General features: G+C 42.0%; 22 protein-coding genes. 13 read left to right on the top strand and 9 right to left on the bottom strand.

Annotation, left to right across the window (positions count from 1 at the left end):
* Positions 1-15: 15 nt before the first annotated feature.
* Positions 16-2,001: a DNA sulfur modification protein DndD gene (dndD, locus tag U2718_RS19295; protein WP_341996200.1), complete on the top strand. Its 1,986-nt coding sequence runs from the start codon at positions 16-18 to the stop codon at positions 1,999-2,001.
* Positions 2,002-2,082: 81 nt separating this feature from the next.
* Here the strand turns inward: dndD and U2718_RS19290 are convergent, their stop codons facing one another.
* The 4 genes from U2718_RS19290 to U2718_RS19275 all read right to left on the bottom strand — a co-directional run bounded on the left by U2718_RS19290 (position 2,083) and on the right by U2718_RS19275 (position 6,189).
* Positions 2,083-3,693, bottom strand: coding sequence for an NAD(P)H-quinone oxidoreductase subunit 4 (locus U2718_RS19290; protein WP_341996198.1), 1,611 nt, complete (start codon positions 3,691-3,693; stop codon positions 2,083-2,085).
* A 294-nt stretch (positions 3,694-3,987) separates the two neighbouring features.
* Positions 3,988-4,485 (bottom strand): hypothetical protein, encoded by a 498-nt coding sequence (locus U2718_RS19285; protein WP_341996196.1) that lies wholly within the window; start codon positions 4,483-4,485, stop codon positions 3,988-3,990.
* Between the two features lie 47 nt (positions 4,486-4,532).
* Positions 4,533-5,450, bottom strand: coding sequence for a homoserine kinase (thrB, locus tag U2718_RS19280; RefSeq protein ID WP_341996194.1), 918 nt, complete (start codon positions 5,448-5,450; stop codon positions 4,533-4,535).
* 16 nt (positions 5,451-5,466) lie between these two features.
* Positions 5,467-6,189, bottom strand: coding sequence for a tyrosine-protein phosphatase (locus tag U2718_RS19275; protein ID WP_341996192.1), 723 nt, complete (start codon positions 6,187-6,189; stop codon positions 5,467-5,469).
* A gap of 84 nt (positions 6,190-6,273) precedes the next feature.
* Between U2718_RS19275 and U2718_RS19270 the strand changes: the two genes are divergently transcribed.
* The gene (locus tag U2718_RS19270) at positions 6,274-6,687 is read left to right on the top strand and encodes a VOC family protein (protein ID WP_341996190.1); all 414 of its coding nucleotides are present in this window, start codon (positions 6,274-6,276) and stop codon (positions 6,685-6,687) included.
* Positions 6,688-6,706: 19 nt separating this feature from the next.
* Entirely contained in the window at positions 6,707-7,516 is an 810-nt protein-coding gene (locus U2718_RS19265) for a MerR family transcriptional regulator (RefSeq protein ID WP_341996189.1), read from the top strand.
* A 186-nt stretch (positions 7,517-7,702) separates the two neighbouring features.
* Here U2718_RS19265 and U2718_RS19260 read toward each other — a convergent pair whose 3' ends face one another.
* The 3 genes from U2718_RS19260 to U2718_RS19250 all read right to left on the bottom strand — a co-directional run bounded on the left by U2718_RS19260 (position 7,703) and on the right by U2718_RS19250 (position 10,139).
* The gene (locus U2718_RS19260) at positions 7,703-8,053 is read right to left on the bottom strand and encodes a DUF1257 domain-containing protein (protein ID WP_016872828.1); all 351 of its coding nucleotides are present in this window, start codon (positions 8,051-8,053) and stop codon (positions 7,703-7,705) included.
* Between the two features lie 134 nt (positions 8,054-8,187).
* Complete coding sequence (locus U2718_RS19255) at positions 8,188-9,699, bottom strand: AAA family ATPase (RefSeq protein WP_289788332.1); 1,512 nt, start codon at positions 9,697-9,699, stop codon at positions 8,188-8,190.
* Between the two features lie 98 nt (positions 9,700-9,797).
* The gene (locus tag U2718_RS19250) at positions 9,798-10,139 is read right to left on the bottom strand and encodes a hypothetical protein (protein ID WP_016872826.1); all 342 of its coding nucleotides are present in this window, start codon (positions 10,137-10,139) and stop codon (positions 9,798-9,800) included.
* A gap of 285 nt (positions 10,140-10,424) precedes the next feature.
* Here U2718_RS19250 and U2718_RS19245 point away from each other — a divergent pair, with 285 nt between their 5' ends.
* The 3 genes from U2718_RS19245 (at position 10,425) to U2718_RS19235 (ending at position 13,501) form a co-directional block, all read left to right on the top strand.
* Entirely contained in the window at positions 10,425-10,742 is a 318-nt protein-coding gene (locus U2718_RS19245) for a hypothetical protein (RefSeq protein ID WP_341996180.1), read from the top strand.
* 12 nt (positions 10,743-10,754) lie between these two features.
* The gene (locus U2718_RS19240; protein ID WP_341996312.1) at positions 10,755-11,909 is read left to right on the top strand and encodes an NAD-dependent epimerase/dehydratase family protein; all 1,155 of its coding nucleotides are present in this window, start codon (positions 10,755-10,757) and stop codon (positions 11,907-11,909) included.
* A 458-nt stretch (positions 11,910-12,367) separates the two neighbouring features.
* Complete coding sequence (locus tag U2718_RS19235) at positions 12,368-13,501, top strand: glycosyltransferase family 1 protein (RefSeq protein ID WP_341996178.1); 1,134 nt, start codon at positions 12,368-12,370, stop codon at positions 13,499-13,501.
* 552 nt (positions 13,502-14,053) lie between these two features.
* Here the strand turns inward: U2718_RS19235 and U2718_RS19230 are convergent.
* Positions 14,054-14,329 carry a hypothetical protein gene (locus U2718_RS19230; RefSeq protein ID WP_341996176.1) on the bottom strand — a complete coding sequence of 92 codons (276 nt, stop codon included), beginning with the start codon at positions 14,327-14,329 and terminating at the stop codon, positions 14,054-14,056.
* 384 nt (positions 14,330-14,713) lie between these two features.
* Between U2718_RS19230 and purC the strand changes: the two genes are divergently transcribed.
* From purC to U2718_RS19195, 7 genes are all read left to right on the top strand, one after another.
* Positions 14,714-15,451 (top strand): phosphoribosylaminoimidazolesuccinocarboxamide synthase, encoded by a 738-nt coding sequence (gene purC / locus U2718_RS19225; RefSeq protein ID WP_341996174.1) that lies wholly within the window; start codon positions 14,714-14,716, stop codon positions 15,449-15,451.
* Between the two features lie 277 nt (positions 15,452-15,728).
* A complete protein-coding gene (locus U2718_RS19220) occupies positions 15,729-18,653 on the top strand; it encodes a BamA/TamA family outer membrane protein (RefSeq protein ID WP_341996172.1) in 2,925 nt (974 codons plus the stop codon).
* 71 nt (positions 18,654-18,724) lie between these two features.
* The gene (gene lpxC / locus U2718_RS19215; RefSeq protein ID WP_341996169.1) at positions 18,725-19,582 is read left to right on the top strand and encodes a UDP-3-O-acyl-N-acetylglucosamine deacetylase; all 858 of its coding nucleotides are present in this window, start codon (positions 18,725-18,727) and stop codon (positions 19,580-19,582) included.
* 112 nt (positions 19,583-19,694) lie between these two features.
* Positions 19,695-20,225 (top strand): 3-hydroxyacyl-ACP dehydratase FabZ, encoded by a 531-nt coding sequence (gene fabZ, locus U2718_RS19210; protein ID WP_341996168.1) that lies wholly within the window; start codon positions 19,695-19,697, stop codon positions 20,223-20,225.
* A 232-nt stretch (positions 20,226-20,457) separates the two neighbouring features.
* On the top strand, positions 20,458-21,279 hold the full coding sequence (gene lpxA / locus U2718_RS19205) for an acyl-ACP--UDP-N-acetylglucosamine O-acyltransferase (RefSeq protein ID WP_341996166.1): 822 nt from the start codon (positions 20,458-20,460) through the stop codon (positions 21,277-21,279).
* 162 nt (positions 21,280-21,441) lie between these two features.
* Positions 21,442-22,605 carry a lipid-A-disaccharide synthase gene (lpxB, locus tag U2718_RS19200; RefSeq protein ID WP_341996164.1) on the top strand — a complete coding sequence of 388 codons (1,164 nt, stop codon included), beginning with the start codon at positions 21,442-21,444 and terminating at the stop codon, positions 22,603-22,605.
* 111 nt (positions 22,606-22,716) lie between these two features.
* Positions 22,717-24,069: a DNA cytosine methyltransferase gene (locus U2718_RS19195; protein WP_341996161.1), complete on the top strand. Its 1,353-nt coding sequence runs from the start codon at positions 22,717-22,719 to the stop codon at positions 24,067-24,069.
* Positions 24,070-24,305: 236 nt separating this feature from the next.
* Here U2718_RS19195 and U2718_RS19190 read toward each other — a convergent pair whose 3' ends face one another.
* The gene (locus U2718_RS19190) at positions 24,306-25,928 is read right to left on the bottom strand and encodes a GAF domain-containing protein (RefSeq protein ID WP_341996159.1); all 1,623 of its coding nucleotides are present in this window, start codon (positions 25,926-25,928) and stop codon (positions 24,306-24,308) included.
* Between the last annotated feature and the right edge of the window lie 128 nt (positions 25,929-26,056).

Below are 26,056 nucleotides of genomic sequence, written 5' to 3'. Positions count from 1 at the left end.
ATAGTCCCTAGTACCATGATTTTTCTTGAACTTGTACTCCAAAATTTTGGCCCCTACAATGGGCGTCAGGTAATAAATCTCGATCCAAAAATTAAAGATAATGCTCGCCCAATTCTTCTCTTAGGTGGGATGAATGGAGGGGGAAAAACAACGCTCATGGATGCGATTCGTCTCGCACTTTATGGACATCGCGCCCAATGCTCTACGCGTGGAAATTTAAGCTATGGGGATTTTCTCACTCAATGCGTTAACAGTCATACACCTGCCAATGATAAAACTCGCATTGAATTAGTATTTGAACACATTGAAAATGACCAACCAGTTAAATACAGAATTGTGCGAACATGGGAAAGAAACCCTAAAGATGGTAAAGATAATTTAGGTATTTTGGGTGATGATGACACCTGGCCTGTTGAAGCTTTAGTTAATATCTGGGATGAGTATATTGAGAATTTACTACCTTTAGGAATATCTAACTTGTTTCTTTTTGATGGAGAACAAGTGAAGGAGTTAGCAGAACAGGAAATACCACCACCAATTGTTGTGGATGCGATTCGCGCTTTGTTAGGATTAGAATTGGCTGAACGTTTGACTGGCGATATAGAGATTTTAGTTAATCGCAAACGTAAAGAAGTAGCAGACAAGCAGGAATTAGAAAATTTAGAAGAGATTGAACAAGAATTAAAGCAATTACAAGATGAATATAAAATAGAAACACAAAAATTTGTTTCTCTACAAAAAAAATTACAATTAGCTGAAAAATCACAAGCTATAGCTATTGATAAATTTATTTCTGAAGGCGGTAAAATCGCAGCCGAACGCAGTCAGTTAGATAAACAGAAGGAAGAAACAACCGCAGAAGCTGAACAAACTCGTCAGGTGATGTGTGAATTAGCTGGCGATGTTTTACCGTTGGTGTTAATTCAACCATTACTCTCGCAAGTGCAAGCCCAAGGAGAAAAAGAATTTCGTATTCGGCAAGGACGAATAGCACGAGATATATTATTGGAGCGAGATCAGCGCTTGCTCGAATTGATTAATAATTTAAGTATTGCAGAAGAACAAGTTGAGAAAATCAAAGCTTTTCTAGCAGAAGATGAGCAGATGCAAAATTCCTCTTCTCTACAAGAAGAACTTTGGTTATTCGCTGATGATGAAGCTCTCAGTCAGTTAGGTAATGTTATTTATTATTTACAGAATGCTAAAATCTCTGCAAAACAACAACTAGCTACTCTGAAAACTAAAGAAGAAGAAATCATCAGTTTAGAAAGACAGGTGCAGACAGCAGCATCACCAGAAGAATACAATAAATTACGTGATGCAATGCAAGTAGCACAAAAGAAAGTTGCTGAAGTTAAAGCTGATTGCGAAACAACACGCCGCCGTCTAGTTGAATTAGAGACTGCAATTGAAAAGCTAAAGAAGGATTTACAAGAATATACTAAACAAACTTTAGACCGCAAAAATATAGAACATATTATTGTTGCTTCGGTGAGGGTTCAAGAAACACTTAAACTTTTTCGAGAGCGTTTGACTTTAAGAAAATTAAATAAATTAGAAAATGAAGTCACTGAGTGCTTTCGCTATCTACTGCACAAATCTGATTTAGTGCATCGCCTTGCCATTGATACTAATAGCTTCAGCTTATCTTTGTATAACTCACAAGGTAAATCGGTTCCCAAACATCGTCTTTCGGCAGGAGAAAAACAACTTTTAGCGATCGCTTTTTTGTGGGGCTTGGCGCGAGTATCAGGGCGTCGTTTGCCAGTGGCGATTGACACACCCTTGGGGAGATTAGATTCTTCGCACCGCAGTAACTTAGTTGAACGTTACTTTCCCTCAGCCAGCCATCAAGTGATTTTACTTTCCACAGACACAGAAATCGGAAAAAAAGAAGTTCAAACTCTGCGAGATAAAGAAGCGATCGCCCGCGAATACCTCCTTAAATACGACTCATCCAGCCGCCAAACAACAGTGATAGAAAATAAATATTTTTGGTAAAAAGTATGGGGACGATCGCACAATCACCCCCATCTTTTGTTTCTAAAATTATTTAATAGCACCAGCCTGTGGGAGAAATATCTAATCAGCTATATTAATTAAACTTGAAGTTTGGGAAGTAGCCAACGTCGGCGCTGTAAAAACGCTGGAATATAAACTTGATGGTTGCTGTCTGGCTACAACTGGTAGAAATTGACGGGCATGGGCTGCAACTTCTACAGTCTTGACATCATAAGTTTGTGTTGCCAATTTTGGATACAAACCGATACCGATGATAGGAATCATCAAGCAAGCGGTGATAAATAGTTCGCGGGGTTTAACATCAGGTACAATTGCATCCAAATGTAGTTCGGTGTTTTGCTTGCCGTAGAACACTTGGCGTAACATCGACAGTAAATAAATCGGAGTCATAATCACGCCTACAGCAGATAGGAGCACAACTACAACTTTAAAGCTGGAACTGTAAACATCGCTGTTAGCAATTCCCAAAAATACCATCAATTCACCAACAAAACCACTCATTCCCGGTAGCGCTAGAGAAGCCATCGCACCAGCAGTAAACAGAGCAAAGGTTCTCGGCATTACCTTGGCAATACCGCCCATTTTATCCATCATCAAGGTGTGAGTACGCTCGTAAGTCACGCCAGACAGGAAGAACAAGGTAGCGGCAATCAAACCGTGGGAAATCATTTGCAGTACGGCACCGCTCATACCTACTTCTGTATAGGAAGCGATACCAATCAGAACAAAACCCATGTGGGCGATCGAAGAATAAGCCAAGCGACGCTTGAGATTTGTTTGAGCAAAGGCACAGCAAGCACCGTAAACAATGTTGACTACACCCAAAATTGCCAACACTGGGGCAAAGTAAACATGAGCATTAGTCAGCATTTCCATGTTGATGCGGATCAGGGCATAACCACCCATCTTTAACAACACACCAGCTAAAATCATTGAAACAGGTGCGGAAGCTTCACCATGAGCATCGGGCAACCAAGTGTGGAGAGGGAAAATTGGCATCTTCACGCCAAACGCAATCAAGAAACCTGCATAAGCTAGGAGTTCCAAAGCTTTGGGATATTGCTTCATTCCCAAGGTTGTGATGTCAAAGCTAACGGTATCTCCATAGAATGCCAGCGCAAAAGCTGCTACCAAGATAAATATTGAAGCGGCTGCGGTGTAGAGAATGAATTTGGTAGCGGCATAACGACGCTTTTGTCCTCCCCAGATGGAAATTAACAGGTACACAGGCACCAATTCAATTTCCCACATCAGGAAGAATAGCAGCAGATCCTGAGCGACAAACACCCCAATCTGGGCGCTGTACAACACCAGCATCAAACCATAAAACAAACGCGGCTTGTTGGTTACTTTCCAAGCCGCGAAGATTGCGAGTGTGTTGATTAAGCCTGTTAGCAGTACTAGCGGCATTGACAAACCATCGACTGCTACTGACCAATTTAAGCCGATTTGCGGCACCCAGGCATATTTTTCAACCAGTTGGTAGGTGGTGTTTTGAAAGTCGTAGTTATGCCAAAAGGCATAAATCATGAGGGCAAAGTCGGCGATCGCTACTCCCAAACCGTACCAACGAGCTGTTTTACCTTCTTTATCTGGGATGAGCGGGATGGCTAAACCAGCCACCAGCGGCAAGAGGATTATGGTTGTTAACCAGGGTATTTGAGCAATCATCACTGACAATCGTTTTTCATTTTCGCTTTTAATTACATTATATTAAGCAGTTCATACTTTTGTAAACGTTATTTATCTCTAGAAGATTAAATATTAGGCATAAATAGTAATAAATACTTATAAAATTCTCTAGATTTATTCTAAATGTTAAGAATTGCTACGTCAACAAAAAATGGTGGCTTCCACCACCGTTACATATCTTAATATCAACTGTCTGAAGGAGGATATTTGTTATGAAATTTTCTAGATCCCCGACTCCTCCAAGAAGTCGGGGATCTATATTTTTAGTGGACTTTAAACAATCCGATTAACAATCGTCCATACTTCCCCATCAGAACGGACATGGGGAACGGAAATAGTCTTGAAACCAGTGATAAAGGGTTTGTAATAAACTTGCCAGTAAAGAGGGCTAAGTTGATCGGCGCAAGCCTTGAGACTGCGTATTTCTGTTGCAAGTTCAGCTGCTAGTTCATTAATACGTTCAGCATGAATTTGAGCCTGTTTTTTAGCCTCCTCTAGCTGCTGCTGTTGAATTGATTGTGTCTGCCGACGCGTTAACTGGGCTTGTTTTTGTTTCAATTGAGCTTCTAGGGCAGCAATAGCATCATCTATGCCCTTCAGTTCTGCAAACAATTCAGCATTTTCTTTCGCTTGCCGACGGTACACTTCTGCTATTGCTTGAGGTGAATCATTCTCTGGAGGCGTAATATTGACAGCAAGATAGGTACGTTCTTGACGCAAAGCCTGAATTTGAGCTTGAATTGCTGCTATTTCTGCCTGATATTGCTCCATTGTTATTTATCCTGTGTTGTTGTCATTTGTGATTAAATGACTAATGATTAACAAAAGCTTCTTGCTCCTTGAGTATCAACAGCAAGCGATCGCACTACTGGTGAAATTCCCTGTTGCTGCCAGGCGGACGACATTGCTGCTACTACAACTTCCGAATGGGCTGTATCTGTTAATGCTAATAGTGTAGGGCCAGCACCACTAATTACCATACCGCAAGCACCAGCAGCAAGGGCAGCTTCTTTGACATCCTCATAACCTTGAATCAATGATTCTCGGTAAGGCTGATGTAATTTATCTTGCAAAGCAGCCCGCAACCAATCTTTCCTACCAGTTTCCAAACCGCGTAACAACAGTCCCAGATGAGCTGTATTAAAAATTGCATCTGCACGGCTCACCTGAGTTGGCAACACCCGTCGCGCCTCCTGGGTAGAAAGCTCAAAATTAGGAATTGCTACCACTGGCACAATATCTTCATGCCAAGGAACATCACAAATCTCCCAGCCCCAGTCACTGCTGGCAGCCAGACGGCAGCCTCCAATCAGGGCAGGAACAACATTATCTGGGTGTCCTTCCATTGCGATCGCTAACTCCATTACCTGTGACTGAGTCAGAGGTTCACCCGCCAACAAATTAGCACCAACCAAACCACCGACAATTGCCGTTGCCGAACTACCCAAACCCCGTGCTAGAGGTACAGCCAGTTTAATATCAATTTGCACGGGTGGGGGAGTCTGTCCCAAGTGTTGATATAACTTTACAAAAGCCTGGTAAAGCAGATTACTTTCATCAGTTTTAACTTGTTCCGCCTCTAAACCTGTCACAGTAATTGTGACTCCAGCTTGATTGTGGTTAGTGAACTTAAATTCGTTATACAGCGTTAGCGCTGCACCGATACAATCAAATCCTGGCCCCAAATTAGCAGTTGTGGCTGGAACAATAACAGATACAGAAGAAACAACAGTCATTGAAAAAACTAACTAATCAATCAACCAGCATCTCACGTAAATGATTGATTTGCTCACCAGTCATGCCAATTGTCTTTAAATAACTAACAACTCCGCCATACTGTTGCTCCAAATAATTGAAAGTCTCTCCAACTGTTTCTGGTGGAGACTTAAACATATGAGCATAGCCTTGCTTTGTTGGTGTTTCTAGCATTGGTGCGTAAAAAGCAGCAAGGTAATCTGCGCTCATGGCATAGTCTTGAGCAATTGTAGCTACGGGGACATTGGCAACAGCAAGTAATAAAGCTGCTATCAAACCGGTTCTATCCTTGCCACCAACACAATGCACTAAGATTGGAGTCTCATTAGTAGCGATCGCACTCATCACCGTTTTAATTTGTTGCTGACAGCAATCAAGTAGCAGCAAGCATTGTTTAAATAATGTTCCTGCTTTCCTCATCTCAGCTTCTAGTTCTTCGCCAAACAAAGGTAGGTTGAAATAAGTCACATGAGGCGAAGTAGAAAAGACATTAGGAGTCTGATTGACTTCAGACAGATAACGCAAGTCAATAATTGTTCGCACACCGTAATTCAACAATAACTGCTGACTTGCTGGGGTGAGACGATGTAGGCTATCTGAGCGCAACACAGTACGCCAGCGTGTCTTTTTGCCATCTAAAGTTTCATAGCCACCGAAATCGCGGGTGTTGTAGCAACCTTCCAGCGCTAACAGTCGTTCTAGAGGTTGGTGTAAACTCATAAAAATTTTCTCGCAATAGCTCTTGACTTTACCCTTAGGGGAGGGTGTGCACTAGAAATAACCACAAGTAAGAGGTAACAAACAATGAAATTGGGAGCTATCAATCACATAGCCTTAACAGTCTCTAACTTAGAGCGTTCAGAAGCTTTTTACAATCTGCTTTTAGGATTTCTAGGTTATGAACAAACAGAAACAACAGAACAATTAATTCTCTGGGCAAGTTCTAATGGTGTCATTACTATTTCTCCATCTAACCCCAAATCACCCAATCAAAAACACGATCGCTATTCTCCAGGGCTACACCATCTGGCTTTTAGTGCAGATAGTCGAAAAGACGTAGATAAACTTTACCAAAAGCTGATCGAAATGGGTGTAGAGATTCTCGATCCTCCTTTTGAGTATGATTATATGCCTGGCTATTATGCTGTATATTTTCTAGATCCAGATGGTATCAAGCTAGAACTAACACACATTCCTAATTGGCCACCTGAATCATAGTTGAATAAAAGCTGGAGAGATGCTGAAAATAGGTGATTTTTCCAAACTCAGTCAAGTAACGGTAAAAGCACTGCGCCTCTACGATCAACTGGGATTGCTCAAACCAATTTATGTAGATGAATTTACAAGTTATCGCTACTACTGTGCTGAACAGTTACCACAACTTAATCGCATTTTAGCACTCAAAGATTTGGGCTTTTCTTTAGAACAAATTGCCAGACTGCTAAACGAAAATCTCCCACCAGCAGAAATTCGCGGCATGCTGAGACTTAAGCAAGCAGAACTTCAGCATTTGGTAGAGGAAGAACAGGCACGCTTGTTGCGAGTAGAAGCACGACTTAAGCAAATCGAAGAGGAAAGCATACCAAAATACGGAATTGTGCTTAAAAAAGTGGAACCAATCAAAGTTGCATCAATACGAAAAATTATTCCAAATTTTGCTGCTGTGTCGCGACTTTACGATGAGTTATTTGAAAGTCTTCTGCTACAAGGAATTAAGGAACCTGCTTATTGTGCGGGCATTTGGCACGATTGGGCATACAAAGAGTCTGATGTTGATTGGGAGGCTGTTGCATCAGCGGAAAGTTTTGTATCTATTAACAAGCGTATAAAAGTGTATGAATTACCAGGTTTTGAGAAAATGGCTTGCGCAGTTCATAACGGTAGTTACAAAACTAGTAATCAAGCCTATACAGCCCTCATCTCTTGGATTGAAGCCAACGGCTATAAAATTATTGCCCCGAACCGCGAGGTTTATATTATCGGTGGCAACGAACAAAATAATGAATCCTATGTAACAGAGGTGCAGTTTCCTGTTGCTAAGGTTTAATCAAAAAACTTGGTTTTTGAATCAAAAACAATGAAGGCAAACTTTAAAAAATGTTAAATTTAGATATAGCACAGTAAAAGCTGTAAACTAATAAGGACTGGAAACAAACCCAGTCCGGAAAAAAAGCGGGCTAACCGCTCTTGACCTGGTTAACCCGTACAGCTTTGGGAACGCGCAGAGAAACTTCTATTGCAGTACCAACTTAACGTTGGCATTTTGCAGACCGCGTTGTTTAACTTCAGTCAAGGTCTTGTTAACAGCATACTTCTGATTGATTGAGTTAATCAATTCGGTCTGATTGTGCTTCTTAGCTACGCCCCACAGGTCTGCGATTAGGTCGAAAGAACCATCGCTGTTGCGAGACCAACCGAGATCATATTCGCCTTCCAAAACTGCTACGATGTCAGAACGAACACGCTGACCGTTATAACCACGAACATCTGCTTCAGTTTTTACTGTGATGCCAAGGTCACGTAGGGATTGCTTGAGGATTTCAGCATCGGTGATCTTGGTACGCAGAGTGCTAAAATGAGACATTTGGGTTTCCTCCAAAGAGAAGTGAGAAAAAGGACAACGATTAGTCTTAGAAGAAGCCGCGTTAACTAGACGCGGTTTTTTTAAACTGCTAGCATTTGGTGCTAGCCTTTACCCTGTTTTCGCAGGGAAAGCTTTTAAAACTCCATTCGCTGATATTCAGCAACGGAGGCTGCTGCCGGTCGAGCACGCTGTCTAGCCCAATCTCTTAGAGCCGTTACCTGTTCTTGCATCGTTCGAGACAGCGGCAATGTCGCTTTAATTGCAGCAATAATATCTAGCTGGGTGAACTCTCGATCTTGGGCAAAAGCTTCATACATCGCCGCCACGATCGCCTGTTCAATTTCAGCCCCAGAAAAGCCATCCGACATTTTAGATAGTTGTTCAAGGTCAAATCTAGAAATGTCACTACGGCGTTTACTTAAGTGGATAGTGAAGATATCCTGCCGTTCTTCTGGTGTTGGCAGATCCACAAAGAAAATCTCGTCAAAACGACCCTTTCTCAAAAATTCCCCTGGCAACCTTTCGACTCTGTTAGCTGTCGCCATTACAAATACTGGGGATTTTTTCTCTTGCATCCAGGTTAAGAAAGAGCCAAAAATTCTGCTTGAGGTACCACCATCAGAATCTGAAGAACCTGTGCTACCAGCAAAGGATTTATCTAACTCATCAATAAATAAAATTGCTGGAGAAATCGATTCTGCTGTTTTTAGGGCATTCCTTAAATTAGCTTCCGAGCGCCCCACCATAGAGCCATCATAGACTCGTCCCATATCTAACCGCAGCAATGGTAAGCCCCAAAGTCGAGAAGTTGTTTTCGCAATTAGGGATTTTCCACAACCTGGAACACCTAAGATTAACATTCCTTTTGGTTGAGGTAAACCATACTCCCGCGCTCTCTCTGTAAAAGCATTAGAGCGTTGCTTGAGCCACTTCTTCAACTCTTCCAAGCCGCCAACTGCGTCAATGGTTGCATCTTCTTCTATGTACTCTAATATACCATTACGTCTGATTAGCTGCTTTTTCTCAGATAGAACTATATCTACTTCTTCTTCCGTTAAGCGCCCAGTTGTTACTTGTGCTTTACGATAAACTTTCTCAGCTTCATCCTTAGTTAATCCTAAAGCTGCTCTTAAAAGTTTTTCTCGTGCTTCTGTTGTCAACCGCCGCCCACGATGGTGATCTATATGATTAGTTAAAACTTTATTTAATTCACCCATGTCTGGAAGTGCAAAATCTAGAACAACAACTTCTTTTTCCAGTTCAATGGGTACTTGCTGCATTGGCGACATTAAGAGAATTGTTTTCTGCGTACCTTTAAAACCGGCGATCGCATCTCGCAAAGATCTCGTTGTCGCAGGCGCATCAATAAAAGGATGTAAATCTTTAAGAATAAATATGCCTGGCTCTCTCTGTCTAATAATCCACTCAATCGCCGCTTCCGGAGATACGGTGTTGTGTTGAGTCACGTTACGGGGTTGACCATACTCCACGATGCCATGAGTTACTGTCCAAACGTACACTCGGCGCTGTGGCTTGGATGATTGAGCGATTGTAAAAATTGCTTGCTCAGCCCGCTCTTCCTCGGAGGTCACAAGGTAGATTAAAGGGTATTGAGCCTGAATGAGAATATTGAGCTCTTCTTTCATACATCGACCTACTTGAGACCTTTTACAGACACTCCAGACATCACTTCTGGCAAAAACGGCGGAATCATGAATTCAAAAGTTGTCTTCCTAATTCCTATCTAGCAAGGAACTAATTCTTCCTCACCCTTAGGATGGGTTAATTCTTTTTCCATCTCTTCCATTGGAAGGTGTTCTTGACCGATTAACCCCGGCTGTTGCCCCAAGGCAACCAATTCTCCATCCCGTAAGACAAGTGAACTTTCGCAGTTTGGGCAACTATAGACTTTATGAGTACTTCCGTAAGAAGTTTCTTCATCTACTAGTTCAGAATGTGCCAGGTAGAAAACAAGGGCACGTTCGGCAAGCTCCGACATTGGTTCAGAATCTACTGCTGAACGTATCTTTAGTTTTCTGTGCAGTTCCGGCGATAAATACAAAGTAACCTTTTGCTTAGCTTGCATAACTCTTTAACGGTCTTACCCGGGTATGTATCTTACGATATCGAGTCTGCTGATGGTTGTCAAGACAGCAAAACGTTTTGACGTCATACTTGTAATATTTATTTACATAAATAGTAATTGTTAGGGTTTGATCGATTTGTATTTAGTCATTAGTCATTGGTTAGTAGGGGAGCCAGTGCGGTGAAGCAGCCCCCGTCTTGGCGGTTTCCGGCGTTCGCGTAGCGTCTCCGAAGGAGTTTGGGGGACTGCTGTACGCCGGAGGCGTTCCCACAGGGTACCCGAAGGGTGGACGGGTCTCCCGGCATAAAGGAGCCAGCGCGTTGCGGAGAGAAGCGCCGTGCGGGGGTTCCCCCCGTTGAAGCGACTGGCGTCAACTGGCGTGCGGGTTTTGCTGATCATCTTACCGTTCAAATCGAAAATTTATCTTCTAAACCCGCCCGTACAGTAGTTAGTAGTTGGTTGTTCTCCTCTGCTCTTGAAGCCCCTTTGCTCCTGATGCTTTCTTGTCGCCTTGTCTCCTTGTCTCCCCTGCTTCCACTTCATCTCTCCATCAGATGGTTTAGAGGGGACACAAACCTGGTAGATTTAGCTATCAGCGAGTAAAAACTGGTGAAAATGAAAGTCCTGGTTATTGGTGGCGATGGTTATTGCGGTTGGGCAACCGCACTTTACCTTTCTAATCGCGGTTATGAAGTTGGTATTTTAGATAGTCTGGTGCGGCGACACTGGGATAATGAACTGGGTGTACAAACTCTCACCCCGATTGTGCCAATTCAGCAACGTATTCAGCGTTGGAAAGATTTAACGGGTAGATCTATCGACCTGTTTGTTGGCGATATTACAAATTACGATTTTCTCCAAAAGGCGCTGCATCAATTTGAGCCGAATACAATCGTGCATTTTGGCGAACAACGTTCAGCTCCATTTTCGATGATTGACCGCGAACACGCTGTGATGACGCAGGTTAATAACGTCGTCGGTACACTAAATTTACTGTACGTGATGAAAGCCGATTTCCCAGACTGTCACTTAGTGAAGTTGGGAACAATGGGTGAATATGGCACACCTAATATAGATATAGAAGAAGGCTACATTACCATTGAGCATAATGGGCGCAAAGACACCTTGCCCTACCCCAAACAACCTGGTTCAATGTATCACTTAAGCAAAGTGCATGACAGTCATAATATCCATTTTGCTTGCCGAATTTGGGGACTCCGGGCAACTGATTTAAATCAAGGTGTTGTTTATGGCGTCTTAACAGAAGAAACTGGAATGGACGAACTGTTAATTAATCGCCTTGATTATGATGGTGTATTTGGAACTGCGTTGAACCGCTTCTGCATTCAAGCTGCTATTGGACACCCCTTGACTGTTTATGGTAAGGGCGGACAAACGCGCGGATTTTTGGATATTCGCGATACAGTGCGATGTATAGAAATAGCAATCGCTAACCCTGCTGAATCTGGTGAATTCCGCGTCTTTAACCAATTCACTGAACAATTTAGTGTCGGTGACTTGGCGCTGATGGTGAAAAAAGCCGGAAACGCGATGGGACTAAATGTGGAAATTAATAATTTGGAGAATCCCAGAATCGAGAAAGAAGAACATTATTTCAATGCCAAAAACACTAAGCTACTGGATTTAGGACTGCAACCTCATTATCTCTCTGATTCTTTGCTCGATTCTCTGCTAAACTTTGCAGTCAAATATCAAAATCGAGTTGACAAATATCAAATTTTGCCGAAAGTGACTTGGCATCGTAAGTAATAAAGGATGAATAGGCGATCGCTTATTCTGATTCTGTTCATAGTACTGCCTCAACTAGGAATTAGTCGTATCAACATCTATCGACTAATTCCTGAATGGGCAGTACTGAATACTGTTAACTAAAATTACTAGTAAACCATCAAAGTTAATAACTGTAAACCTGAATGAGGCTAGCTAAAGAAACCTACTGAAATCAAGTTTAGTCATTGGTCTCAAACTGATCGTTACGCTTTCCGATCCAATGACGACCAGCGATCGCTAATACTCAAATGTATTATCCAATAATTAGTGATTTTGCTCCTAATAACGGCTATTCTGAAGAAAGTAAAGATAATGATGGACTAAGTGACTGCACATAATTGCTCCTAGTCCAACAGACGATTTACTCTGGAATTAATGGTGTAATTGCTCAGAAGTTGGGATTATCTAAACGCTCTGCCTGTAATCAATAGTATTTTATGAGGATTGCTCTATTCACTGAAACCTTTCTGCCTAAGGTTGACGGCATCGTCACGCGCTTGCGCCACACAGTTGAACACCTACAACGCAGGGGAGACCAAGTACTGGTAATTTGTCCCGATGGTGGTATGACTGAATATAAAGGGGCGCAAATATATGGTATCTCTGGTTTTCCACTACCACTATATCCAGAGTTAAAAATGGCACTACCACGCCCAGCAATTGGTCATATTTTGGAAAAGTTTCAGCCAGATATTGTTCATGTAGTAAATCCAGCTGTTCTTGGATTAGCGGGTATATTTTATAGCAAAATGTTAAATATACCGCTAGTAGCTTCTTATCATACCCATCTGCCCCAATATTTGCAGCATTACGGTTTAGGAATGTTGGAAGGATTATTGTGGGAATTACTGAAATCTGCACATAATCAAGCAGCTTTAAATCTATGTACTTCCACAGCCATGATGGATGAATTAACAGCACACGGGATCGAGCGAGTAAATTTGTGGCAGCGGGGAGTAGATACAGAAACGTTTCATCCCAGTTTAGCTTCTAAGCAAATGCGATCGCATCTATCGCAAAATCATCCAGATAGCCCTTTGCTACTTTATGTTGGGCGTCTTTCCGCTGAAAAAGAAATTGAGCGTATCAAACCAATATTAGAAGCTATCCCCGAAGCAAGATTGGCACTTGTAGGAGATGGCCCGCACAGGGCAAACTTAGAAAAGTACTTTGACGATACAAATACCCATTTTGTTGGCTATTTGGTTGGAACAGAATTAGCCTCTGCGTTTGCAAGTGCTGATGCTTTTGTTTTTCCTTCCCGCACAGAAACACTGGGATTAGTATTGCTAGAAGCAATGGCAGCTGGCTGCCCTGTGGTAGCGGCTCGTTCCGGTGGTATTCCCGATATTGTTACAGATGGCGTCAATGGATACTTGTTCGATCCACAAACAGGTGATGCGGGTGCGATCGCGGCAACAATTCGTCTGTTAAAGCAGAAACAAGAACGAGAAAATATCCGTCAAAATGCACGCCAAGAAGCAGAACGTTGGGGATGGGCAGCTGCTACTCGCCAATTACAAGATTATTATCAAAAGATAATTTATTCCGAGTTACCGAAAGCAGCATAGTTGTCTAGCTATCGATGACTGTCTTAGAAAGTTTGAAGTTGCCTCTGGAAAACTGTACTTAGACGCGCTCTGCATGGCTCAAAATCAATTATGCTTAAAAATCGGTACATTTCAAGAAGTCGCTGCGCGTCTATAAACTTTCTTTGGATGAGAACTGAGAAACACATACAGCAGATTGCAAGTTAATGCAGTATACCCCTCCCTAACACTCACTTAAAAAGGGGAGGGTTCCCGGTACATAATAGGATAGGTAATGTACTTCATCTAGATGAAATACGCTGTATTTTGATTTTATGGTGTCAATCTATGTTCATCCTTTATTTATAGTTAATCTAAATTCTGATTTTTGCAAAAAGTCTAAGGTACAAAATTTATGAAGCGAAAAAATAGTTTGGCACAATCTCGCTGCTAGAGACTTTGCCTAATTCTAAATATATTTTGCTAAATTCAAACTTTTTTCTTTTGCCTAAACTTCAGAAGTCTAGTTAAAAGTGAATACTACATACACAGCAAGAATATGTTCTAACTTCAGCTCACGCTGATATTATTTTTCTAGTTTTCACCATCACTGTCAGCGTTATCATCATCTGGACGAAAAGGATCTTCGCCAATTCTTAATTGCTTTTTACTTCTTTTCAAACCTTTCCAAAGGGCTTTGATTTGCTCATAAGCCTCTTCTGGAGGAATTTTACCAGAAGTTTCTAAATTGCAAATATAGCTTACTTTTTGAGCAAACTCCTGCAAATTAGCATTAAACACCAAGTTCTCTGGTTTGACTTGACCGTAGTAACGACCTTTAGGGTAAAGAAAGTTATCTTTGTTGACCATTTTTAACGTACTCACTTTGATAATCAGAGGTTATTTGTTACTAGCTCAGTTTTAGCTATGTAAATATTTAATTTCTGGCAATTTATTTTATTTAGTTATTTTGCCTATATATATAGGCTTTTTAGCTTCACGATAAACACTGAAATATTTTTTGTTTTTTATACTATGAAAAGTATTATTACCCAATAATTAGTAATTTTTTATACATTGAGCAAAAATATAAAATAACTTAAATAGTATTTTCAGGGATTATGTTTGCGCTTGTGCATCCATATCCTTTGTTGAGGGCAGCGCTATCAGTGATTAATAAATAACGACAAAAGATAAAATGGTTAAGCTTGAACGTATAAAAGCCGCCCATAGCCTAAAATCTTACTTGTCACCATGTCTGTCCACACTAAGTTATACGAAGGCAAAGCCAAAATTATCTATCCCACGGATGACCCACAAATCTTTCTGGCTGTTTTTAAAGATGATGCTACAGCGTTTAATGCACAAAAACGTGGAAGTATACGAGGCAAAGGAGAGATAAATTGTAGCATTTCTAGTAAATTATTCAAAGAATTGGAAGCACATGGCGTAAAAACCCACTTTATTGATAGTCCTGCTCCTAATCAAATGCGGATAGAAGCAGTAAAAATTTTGCCCTTGGAAGTAGTTGTGAGAAATATTGCTGCTGGTAGCCTTTGTCAGCAAACAGGATTACCACTAGGCACTGTTCTAAAACAGCCCTTAGTGGAGTTTTATTATAAAAACGATCAATTAGGAGATCCTTTATTGACACGCGATCGCCTGCTTCTAATGGAACTGGCGACTGTGGAACAAGTTAACAAAATTACCCATCTAGCACTGCAAATAAACGAATTTCTGAAGGACTTTTTCCAACAGTGTGATATCACCCTTGTAGACTTCAAACTAGAATTTGGTTTGAATTCACAACAACAGTTGTTGCTAGCGGATGAAATTAGTCCAGATACCTGCCGTTTATGGGATATTTCTGCGGAAAATGATCCTAATCGCCGTGTTTTGGATAAAGATCGGTTTCGCCGTGACTTAGGAAATGTAGAAGATGCTTATCAGGAGGTTCTACGACGCGTAATTAAAGCAGTAGAACGGGAATAATAAAATCAACTGAGGATTGTTGGTAGTTGATTGGAACAAACAACTAATCATAAACAACTAACAACTGTATAGCAGTGATTAGTCGCGTCTTATCAACCATCAATCCTCAGTTCCTTGAGTAAAAGAAAAACAACAAAAGTCTTTAACTTCTGCCTTCGGCATTTTGCCTTATAAAGTAGAAAGGCGAGAGTAATAATTATGTTTTTACTTTTACCTTTTAACTGAAAGTTTAATTGCCTTTTGATGGTGTGTGGACGTGAAGAGGAATCAAAATAAAATGCGCCTATCTCCCGTGTTTATGACAGTGGTGGCGATTGCAGCCCCTTTAAGCGGCTCGCTCAGTGCAGAAGCACAAACCACAAAGAATTCAAAAGAAACAGCAGAAGTTTTCACATCAACCACTGATCGCGAGCAGGAAGTTAACTCCTCATTCCCTGCTGTTGATGTTTTAGCAGGAACTTCAGAGGTAGAAACCTCAGAGGCGATTATGCCAATCCTGTCAACGCCAGCAACTGTACAAACTTCTCAAAAATCTCAACAAAAGACAGTTATTACTCCACCAGAAACTCAAGGGCAAGTTGTGTTTCCAACAGCATCAGCACTGAAAACAACTCCCCAAGTATCTCTACCAGACTCTGCAACATCAGCAACTCCAAAAATATCTCAAACTTTTAAACCTCAGGCAAATACACCACTAACAAAGCATCAGGAGCATGAAGTTAGTGCTGTGTTTCCAACAGCATCAGTGGTGAAGACAACTTCCCAAGTAGTAGCATCCACTTCTAAGCTACCAACTACTACACAAACTCCTAAAAACTTAAACCAAACAACTCCAGCAGCTAAACTATCAGCAAATCAGCAGATAAGAGTTAATAGTGTATCAGGTGCAGCAGCACTAAAGACGACACCAAGGAGCATAGGCACAAACTGGACAAATCAAGCTATGTTGTCAGGTGCAGCAGCACTGAAGACAACACCAAGGAGCATAGGCACAAACTGGGCAAATCAAATCATTGCACAGAATCCGACTCCTGCTCCCACGCCTCCTGCGGGAACTCAACAGTCACCTTTCCAAGCTCCCACGCCTCCTGCGGGAACTCAACAGTCACCTTTCCAAGCTCCCACGCCTCCTGCGGGAACTCAACAGTCACCTTTCCAAGCTCCCACGCCTCCTGCGGGAACTCAACAATCACCTTTCCAAGCTCCCACGCCTCCTGCGGGAACTCAACAATCACCTCAAACTCCCGCCCCGACTCCTAATCAGCAAAATACTACTCCTCCTGGGGCTGAACCAGCATTACCAACGACTCCAGAAAATCAACAAAATCAAGAACAAACAGAGACAGAACCGCGCGTGTTAGTGTCGGAAGTGTTAGTGAGATCTCAAACTGGACAGGCGCTAACACCCCAACTAGAAGACGAAGTTTACAGAGCTATTCGTACCCAACCAGGACGGACAACAACGCGATCGCAACTACAAGAGGATATTAACGCCGTCTTTTCAACTGGCTTTTTCTCCAATGTGCAAGCAGTGCCAGAAGATACGCCATTGGGAGTACGGGTAAGCTTTATAGTTCAACCTAACCCTGTCTTACGAGACGTAAATATCCAAGCAAATCCCGGTACCGACGTTCCTTCAGTATTAGATCCAAAAGTTGTAGATGAAATCTTTCGTAACCAATACGGACAGATTTTGAATTTACGCGACCTACAGGAAGGCATCAAGCAGTTAACTAAACGTTATCAAGACCAAGGTTATGTATTAGCACAGGTAATTGGAGCGCCGCAAGTAACGGAAAACGGCGTTGTCACTTTACAAGTAGCAGAAGGGGTGGTAGAAGATATCCGCGTCCGCTTCCGTACTAAAGAAGGGCAAGAGACAACCGAAAAGGGAGAACCGATTCGAGGTAAAACACAGCCTTACATTGTGACACGAGAATTGCAGTTGAAGCCAGGAACGGTATTTAACCGCAATATTGTGCAAAGAGACTTGCAGCGGGTATTTGGACTAGGTTTGTTTGAAGATGTGAATGTTTCCTTAGATCCAGGTACTGACCCCAGTAGAGTAGATGTAGTGGTGAATGTGGTTGAGCGCAATACTGGTTCGATCGCAGCCGGGGCGGGTTTTAGTACTGCAAGTGGATTATTTGGTACCATTAGCTACCAAGAGCAAAATCTGAATGGTAGAAACCAAAAACTAGGAACAGAGTTACAGATAGGACAACGAGAATTTCTGTTTGATGTCCGGTTTACAGATCCTTGGATAGCCGGCGATCCATACCGAACCTCCTATACAATTAACGGTTTTCGCCGTCGTTCAATTTCATTGATTTTTGACGGCCCAGATCAGGATATTGAGACCTATAATCCCAGAAATCCAGGAGATGATGGCGATCGCCCCCGCATTTTACGTTTGGGTGGTGGTGTAACCTTCAGCCGTCCCTTGTCAAGGAATCCTTACGAGCGTGCAGAGTGGACAGCTTCAGCTGGTTTACAGTATCAAAGAGTTTCTAGCCGCGATCGCGATGGCGATCTCAGAAGGCGAGGTAGGCTTGAGGACGTCACAGTACCGTGTGAGCAAGATCCAAGCAATTGTATTGAGTTGACTCAATCTGGAGAAGGACAAGATGATTTGTTGCTGGTACAACTTGGAGCAGTACGCGATCGCCGCAATAATCCTTTACAACCAACAAGTGGTTCTTTCTTCCGTCTTGGGGTAGATCAGTCTGTACCAATAGGGCTGGGCAGTATTTTTATGACTAGATTACGAGGCAGCTACAGTCAATATTTCCCAGTCAGATTTCTGAATTTTACCAAAGGGGCGCAAACCATCGCCTTTAATGTTCAAGGAGGAACTGTACTTGGTGACTTGCCTCCTTACGAAGCTTTTACATTGGGTGGTAGTAACTCTGTTCGGGGTTATGAAGAAGGTGCATTAGGTAGTTCTCGTAGTTTCGCCCAAGCCTCGCTTGAGTATCGCTTCCCAGTTTTCTCTGTAGTCAGTGGCGCACTATTTTTTGATGTTGGCACAGACTTCGGCTCCGAGACTAGAGCAGGTGAGTTGCTGGATAAAAATGGTACTGGCTATGGCTACGGCATCGGCGTCAGGGTACAATCCCCACTTGGCCCCATTCGCGTTGACTACGGTATCAACGATGAAGGAGACAGCCGCATCAATTTTGGCATTGGTGAAAGATTTTAATTGGTCATTAGTTACCAGTCATTTGTCATTAGCATAAGACAAATGACTGATGATACACGACATCTAGCAATATGGAACAAAATACATTAGCAGCTAAAATTAACCACACAGGGGTGGGACTGCACAGTGGTATCAGTACTCAAGTGCAGATATTACCAGCAGAAGCAGACAGTGGACGATACTTCATCAGGGTAGATTTACCAGACACTCCGATCATTCCAGCACAAGTAGCGGCGGTAAGTCAGACGGTTCTGTCAACTCAGCTGGGTAAAGGCGAGGTAAGTGTTCGGACTGTAGAACATTTATTGGCAGCTTTAACTGGTATGGGTGTAGATAATGCCCGGATCGAAATCAATGGCCCAGAAGTACCACTTTTGGACGGTTCAGCAAAGGTATGGGCAGACAGTATCGCTCAGGTAGGCTTAGTTTCACAAACTTGCATAGAGCAACAGAGCTACCCACCCATAAATGAACCAATTTGGGTACGTGAGGACGATGGTTTTGTGTGTGCTTTACCAGCACCAGCACCTCGCTTCACCTACGGCATTGACTTCGATCTGCCTGCTATTGGCAATCAATGGTATAGTTGGTCACCAACTTCTGCTTCCACTAATCATGCTAACTTTGCTGTTGAAATTGCTCCTGCCCGCACATTTGGTTTACTACATCAAATTGAATATCTGCAAAAATCTGGGTTAATCAAGGGTGGAAGCCTGGAAAATGCTTTGGTTTGCGGGCCACAAGGCTGGCTCAATCCACCACTAAGATTTGCTAATGAACCAGTACGTCATAAACTTTTGGACTTAATAGGAGACTTGAGCCTAATAGGAAAAATACCCTGTGCTCATTTTTTAGCATACAAAGCTAGCCACAATTTACATATTCAACTGGCACAGAAAATTTGGGATCTACGACAAGGGACTAGTTAGTGGTTCGCGGTTAATGGTACTTTTTGATCACCGACAATCAATAACTCACAAACCATTACGTTCAAAGAGTTACCTAACAACCCAATCAACACTGAAATTAAATATACAGTCAATGTCAACTGTCACTGAAGTAAACACAACCAATCTGCCCACACCAGCACCTACTCAGGAGCAGTCAGATCATTCCACTACTAGTAAATCGGAAACAAAAACCATTCTCTCAGCAGAAGAAATTCAGAAACTTCTACCGCACCGCTACCCCTTTGCACTGGTAGATCGGATTATTGACTACACTCCTGGAAAGCGAGCTGTAGGTATTAAAAACGTTACGGTCAATGAACCCCATTTTCAAGGTCATTTCCCAGGGCGTCCGATTATGCCAGGTGTATTGATTGTAGAGGCAATGGCACAAGTTGGCGGTGTCGTGATGACACAAGTACCTGAATTGGAGGGTGGACTTTTTCTATTTGCTGGTATAGATAAAGTCCGCTTTCGTCGTCAGGTTGTTCCCGGAGACCAACTTATAATGACCGTGGAACTGTTGTGGGTTAAACAACGTCGTTTTGGTAAGATGCAAGCTCAGGCCGAAGTAGACGGCCAGCTCGCTGCTGAAGGCGAACTCATGTTTTCTCTTGTTAGCTAAAAATCTTCTTTTGTAGTAGAGGCACAACCGTGAAGTGCCTTTACAAACTACTTAAAAGACTTCAGTCAAAGCAAAAAACCATAAAAAGTATGGTATAATCTGCTAATTTTCTCCGCCCTCACACTTAAAGTTGCTACCCGACGCTTACCCTCATGGGAAGTCGCCGTGCGGGTGTCTACGGCTACTAAATTTTGAAAATACTTTGCACTCTTAATCTTCTGGAGATGCACCCTTGAAGACGCTTATTCATCCAACTGCTGTTATTCATCCTAATGCGGAACTCCACCCTACAGTGCAAGTCGGTGCCTATGCTGTGATTGGAGGGCATGTAAAAGTAGGTACCGAAACCATAATTGGTGCTCATGCAGTGCTAGAGGGCCCTTTAGACATAGGAGCACGCAATCAAATCTTTCCAGGTGCGGTGCTTGGCATGGAACCTCAAGATTTGAAGTACGATGGTGAATTTAGCTGGGTTAAGATTGGCGACGATAACCTGATTAGGGAATACGTCACAATTAATCGGGCTACTGGTACAGGCGAAGAAACGAAAATTGGTAATGGTAACTTATTGATGGCTTATGCTCATGTGGGGCATAACTGCGTCATTGAAGACTCTGTAGTAATTGCTAACTCAGTGGCGCTAGCAGGTCATGTTCACATAGAGTCACGTGCTAGATTAAGTGGGGTTTTGGGTGTTCATCAATTTGTGCATATCGGCAGACACGCAATGGTAGGTGGTATGGCACGTATAGACCGAGATGTGCCACCTTTTATGACGGTGGAAGGCAATCCGGCGCGAGTGCGAACACTCAATCTTGTGGGACTTAAACGTGCTGGTTTTTCGACTGCTGATTTACAAGCCCTCAAAAAAGCCTTCCGCATTCTCTATCGTTCTGAATTCACTTTTAAAGATGCTCTAGAAGAACTGGAACTGTTGGGAGATGCAGAACATTTGCAACACTTGCGTCGTTTTCTCCTACTTTCTCAAATGCCAGGAAGACGCGGTTTGATTCCCGGAAAAGGAAAAGCAAGCAACAGCAGTGATGAGTCTTGAGAATAAGGAACCAGAAATTAGGGGATAGAGACTAGAGGCTAGAGGCTAGAAATATTGAATTTTGAATAAATCTGAAATCTTTATAATTCCTAATCCCTAGTCCCTAGTCCCTAGTCCCTAATTCCTAGTTCCTAGTCCCTAATCCCTAGTCCCTATTTTTAAATGCGAATATTTATCAGTACTGGTGAAGTATCTGGCGATTTACAAGGATCGCTACTAGTTGCCGCGCTGCAACGACAAGCACTTGCTGCTGAGTTGGAAGTAGAGATTATAGCGCTGGGTGGCGACAAAATGGCGGCAGCAGGAGCTAATTTGCTAGCCAATACCAGTGAGATTGGATCTTTTGGCCTTTTGGAAGCTCTACCTTTTGTGTTGCCAACTCTGCAAGTTCAGCGACGGGCGATCGCCTATCTCAAACAAAATCCGCCAGATTTGGTGGTGTTAATTGACTATATGGGGCCAAATTTAGGCATAGGCAATTACATTCGCCGCCATTTCCCAAATATAGCGATTGTATATTATATTGCACCACAGGTGTGGGTTTCTTCCATCAATCTTGGCAATACATCCCAAATTGCTAATGTTAGTGACAAGCTCCTAGCTATTTTCCCTGAAGAAACTCGTTACTTTAAAAACATGGGTGTGAATGTTACCTGGGTGGGGCATCCGCTAGTAGATAGAATGGTGAATTTCCCCAGTCGAGAGGCGGCGCGTGCCAAGTTGGGAATCAAGGAAGATGCGATCGCTGTGGCGCTTTTACCTGCCTCCCGTCAGCAGGAACTCAAGTATCTCCTACCAGTAATGTTTGAAGCAGCGCAAGAAATTCAAGCCAAACTGCCTCTTGTACATTTTTGGATTCCGTTATCTCTGGAAATATACCGTCAGAAGATAGAACAAGAAATACAGCGGTATGGTTTACGAGCCACTTTAGTGTCAGATCAACAACAGGAGGTACTTGCCGCAGCAGATTTGGCAGTTACCAAGTGCGGTACTGTGAATTTAGAACTTGCTTTATTAAATGTGCCGCAGGTAGTACTTTACCGTCTCAATCCCTTTACTTATTGGGTAGGTAGGAAAATCCTGAAAATCTCTTTCCCCTTTGCTTCACCAGTAAACTTGATGGTGATGAAACAAATCGTACCGGAATTTATCCAAGAACAAGCAACTAAAGAGAATATTGTTCAAACAGCAGCAGAATTTTTGTTGAACCAAGAACGCAAACAGGAAATTCAGGCAAATTACCAACAAATGCGGCAATGTATAGGAGAACTAGGAGTATGCGATCGCGCTGCTCAAGAAATTTTGCAAATGCTCCCCAATTTTTAGATTCTATTTAGATTGTAGATTTGAAATTTTAGATTAAGCTTAAAGTCAATCATCAAAAACCAAGACGCTATTTGCAGCGTCTATTTGTGTTTTTTAAATAAAAATCCACCATTGATAAAGTTAAAATCCACAATTCAAAGTCCAAAAGCACGGCGTCCAGTAGCAGTGGATTTATTTGCTGGCGCAGGTGGATTTTCTCTGGGTATTGAGCAAGCTGGGTTTGATGTCTTAGTCGCGGTAGAGTACGATCCCATTCATGCTTGCACCTACTCTTTCAACTTTCCCCTGACTCAGGTATTGTGTGCGGATATCTCAAATGTAACAGGTGAGATAATTCGACAGGCAGCTTACCATAGTTGGTTTGCTCACCGAGAAGGGGACGCGGGAAATTTAAATGAAAGTTGGGATGGAAAAATAGATTTAGTATTTGGTGGGCCACCTTGTCAAGGTTTCTCTATTATGGGCAAGAGAGACTTAGAGGATGATCGCAATAATTTGATTTTTCACTTTTACCGCCTGGTAATGGAGTTAGATCCTCGTTACTTTGTGATGGAAAATGTGCCAGGAATGAATGCAGGAGAGCACAGAAATTTACTGTCACAACTTATCAGTAAGTTTGAAGCCGCAGGATACTATGTACAAAAAGAAATTTTGAATGCGGCAAATTTTGGTGTACCTCAAAAGCGGCGACGGTTATTTTTAATTGGGGTTAGGGATGCTTCTAGCCGCTGTCTAGTACCTAGTATTCAATACCCAGCCCCCACCGTTAGAGATGCGATCACTGACTTGCCGGATATAGATGATTTCCCAGAATTAAAAACTAGCGATGAAGTTTTGCTTTCGCGATCACAGTTACTAAGTCTGAATAAAAAATCTAGTCCCTATGTAAAGATGTTACGTTTTCACCCAAATATTAGGGACTTGGTACCAGGGACTCAGTACCGGAAAACTAATCCCCCATCACCAATACAGAATTTTTCCTATCGTCGCTTATGGAACCCTAGATTGCTAACTAGCTCGATGCAAACTCAGCATCAAGAAAGTTCTAAAATCCGCTTTGCAAAAACTCTAGCTGGAGAATTAGAAGCTATTAGCCGCCTGCGACGTTTGAATATTGAGGGTTTGTGCCATACTTTACGTGCTGGTACGGATTACAGTCGTGGTAGCCATACATCTCCTCGTCCGATTCATCCAGTATTAGCACGGGTAATCTCCGTTCGAGAAGCTGCACGATTGCATTCCTTTCCAGATTGGTTCAGATTTCACCAAACCAAGTGGCATGGATTCCGACAAGTAGGGAACGCAGTACCACCATTGTTAGCACAAGCCATAGGAGAAAAATTGATTACCGCTTTGAAAATTGTGCCTTTGGTTCCACAAAAATTTCTAGAACTAGGAAATACTCAATTATTACGATTTACGCTTTCTACTGCCAGAAATTATTGGGAAGTAGGGAAAAAGTGAAGATTTAAAAAGAAAGATGGTTGACAGGAAACGATGTATTTAAATCTGCCTATTTAAACCCAAACTAGCAATAAAAAGCCAGTGGTTTCCCTCTTCCACTGGCACAAGATAGTATCAAGATGTGTAAAATTAAGAATTCCAGAAAATTATTCCTTAGTAAAGTTATATACAACTTTCATGCAACATCGGATAATTCAGTGTTGGTTTCATCACTTCTGGTAAAAATATCCTAATTTTTACACCTGCTTAACTTGATCTAAAAGTCTAGCATGGTCGAGAGCAAATCCGACTTGCATGGCAATCTGGGCGAATAAATCAATTTCAGACTGTTGCCAATCACGCGCTCTGGAACATTGATGAGCAATTAACAAACCAAATAGCTGCTTGTTTTTGAGAATTGGTGCAACTAAATTAGCCTTGACAGCAAACGATTCGAGTTGCCGAATATGACAATCAGTCAACTCAGCTTCATAGATGTTGCTAGTAGCTTGAACTCGCCCGGCTTGGTATTTTTCTACATATCCTTGAGCAAAACATGGATCTTTGATTTCGGCTCGCAAAACTTTGGGGAAACCGAGAACTACTGATTCTGCAATCACAGTGCCATACCAATTTGCATCAAAGCCATAAACCAGTACTCTGTCAGTGCTAAGTGCTTTGCGAACTTCTTCGACGGTGTTTTTAAGGACATCGTCTTCATTGAGCGATTCTCGAATCCGACGGGTTATGTCTATAAATACTTGAGCTAAATTAACCTTTTTATCGGTGTACTCTAAAAGCCTTGCGTAATCAAGAGCAAATCCGACTTGCATGGCGATTTGAGCAAACAAATTAATCTCAGACTGTTGCCAAAAGCGGATTCTAGAGGACTGGTGGGCAATTAATAAACCGAACAGTTGCTTACCTTTAAAAATTGGTGCCACAAGACTAGACTTGACACCAAATTGCTCCAGTAACTGAATATGATAATCAGTTAAATCAGCTTGATAGATATCATCGATCGCGCGGATGCAACCATTACGGTATTGCTCAATATACCCTGCTTCAAAACCTGGGTTTGAGACTGTAACTAACAAAACTTTTGGTAAGCCGGGTGTTACTGATTCTTGGATAAAGGTTCCATTCCAGTTAGCATTGAATCGAAAGATTGCCACACGATCAAGATTTAAACCTTTGCGAACTTCTTCAACAGTAGTTCTAAAGATATTTTCTTCATTAAACGATTCGCGGATGGATTGGCTAATTTTAATTAGCAATTGAAAGTACTGTGCTTCGGCTTTTTGTTCCCATAGCAAACCCGAAAGTAGTTCTTTGATTAAATGAATATTTGTTTCTAAGGTTGATAATTCATCTTTGCTGGCAATGAGATTATGAGTTTCGTCATTCTCCGGACGCAGCTTATTTATAATAGTGGTGGAAATTGCAGCAGCGTTCTGGACTGGACGAATAGCACGATTAGCCATAAAAGCAGCGATCGCTCCTGCTAAAACAGCTGTAATCCCAGTTCCAGTTAACAACAGTGACAGTTGTCTATGGATAGAAAGTTCGGTTTCTGCTGAAGCTTTCGCACTTTCTTGTTTCAACTGAGGAATTTGCTTGGTAATTAACTGCGTGCCATGATAGTGGATTGCTGTTCCAACTGCCAAAACAGGTAGCACGCTCAAAGCGATCGCCCAAATGATTGCCTTAACCTTAAGCTTCCATGCTTGTCGTTCTAAAGCTTGTGGTTGAGGAGACTCTGGAAGCCAAATTTCTGTCTGCTCAGAACTGTATATATCCAGATTCTCTATATCTTGGTAATAGCTTTGTTGCTGATTTATATTTTGTTTCGCTTGTTTTTGAGAATAAGACTCACTCATAAAAAAATCTGGTTGTGCTGCAAGAACTCTTGAGGGAAAATATCAGTTGCCGCTTTGATTATCAACTTATCAACTCGTTATGCAATGAGTTTAATTACAAAAAATCTTTTCGGTAATCAATACCTAAT

The sequence above is a fragment of the Chlorogloeopsis sp. ULAP02 genome, from assembly GCF_038404745.2.
In the GTDB taxonomy this organism is placed as follows: domain Bacteria; phylum Cyanobacteriota; class Cyanobacteriia; order Cyanobacteriales; family Nostocaceae; genus Chlorogloeopsis.
The sequence above is the reverse complement of the archived record's forward strand: the minus strand, read 5'-3'. Positions and strand labels throughout refer to the sequence as shown.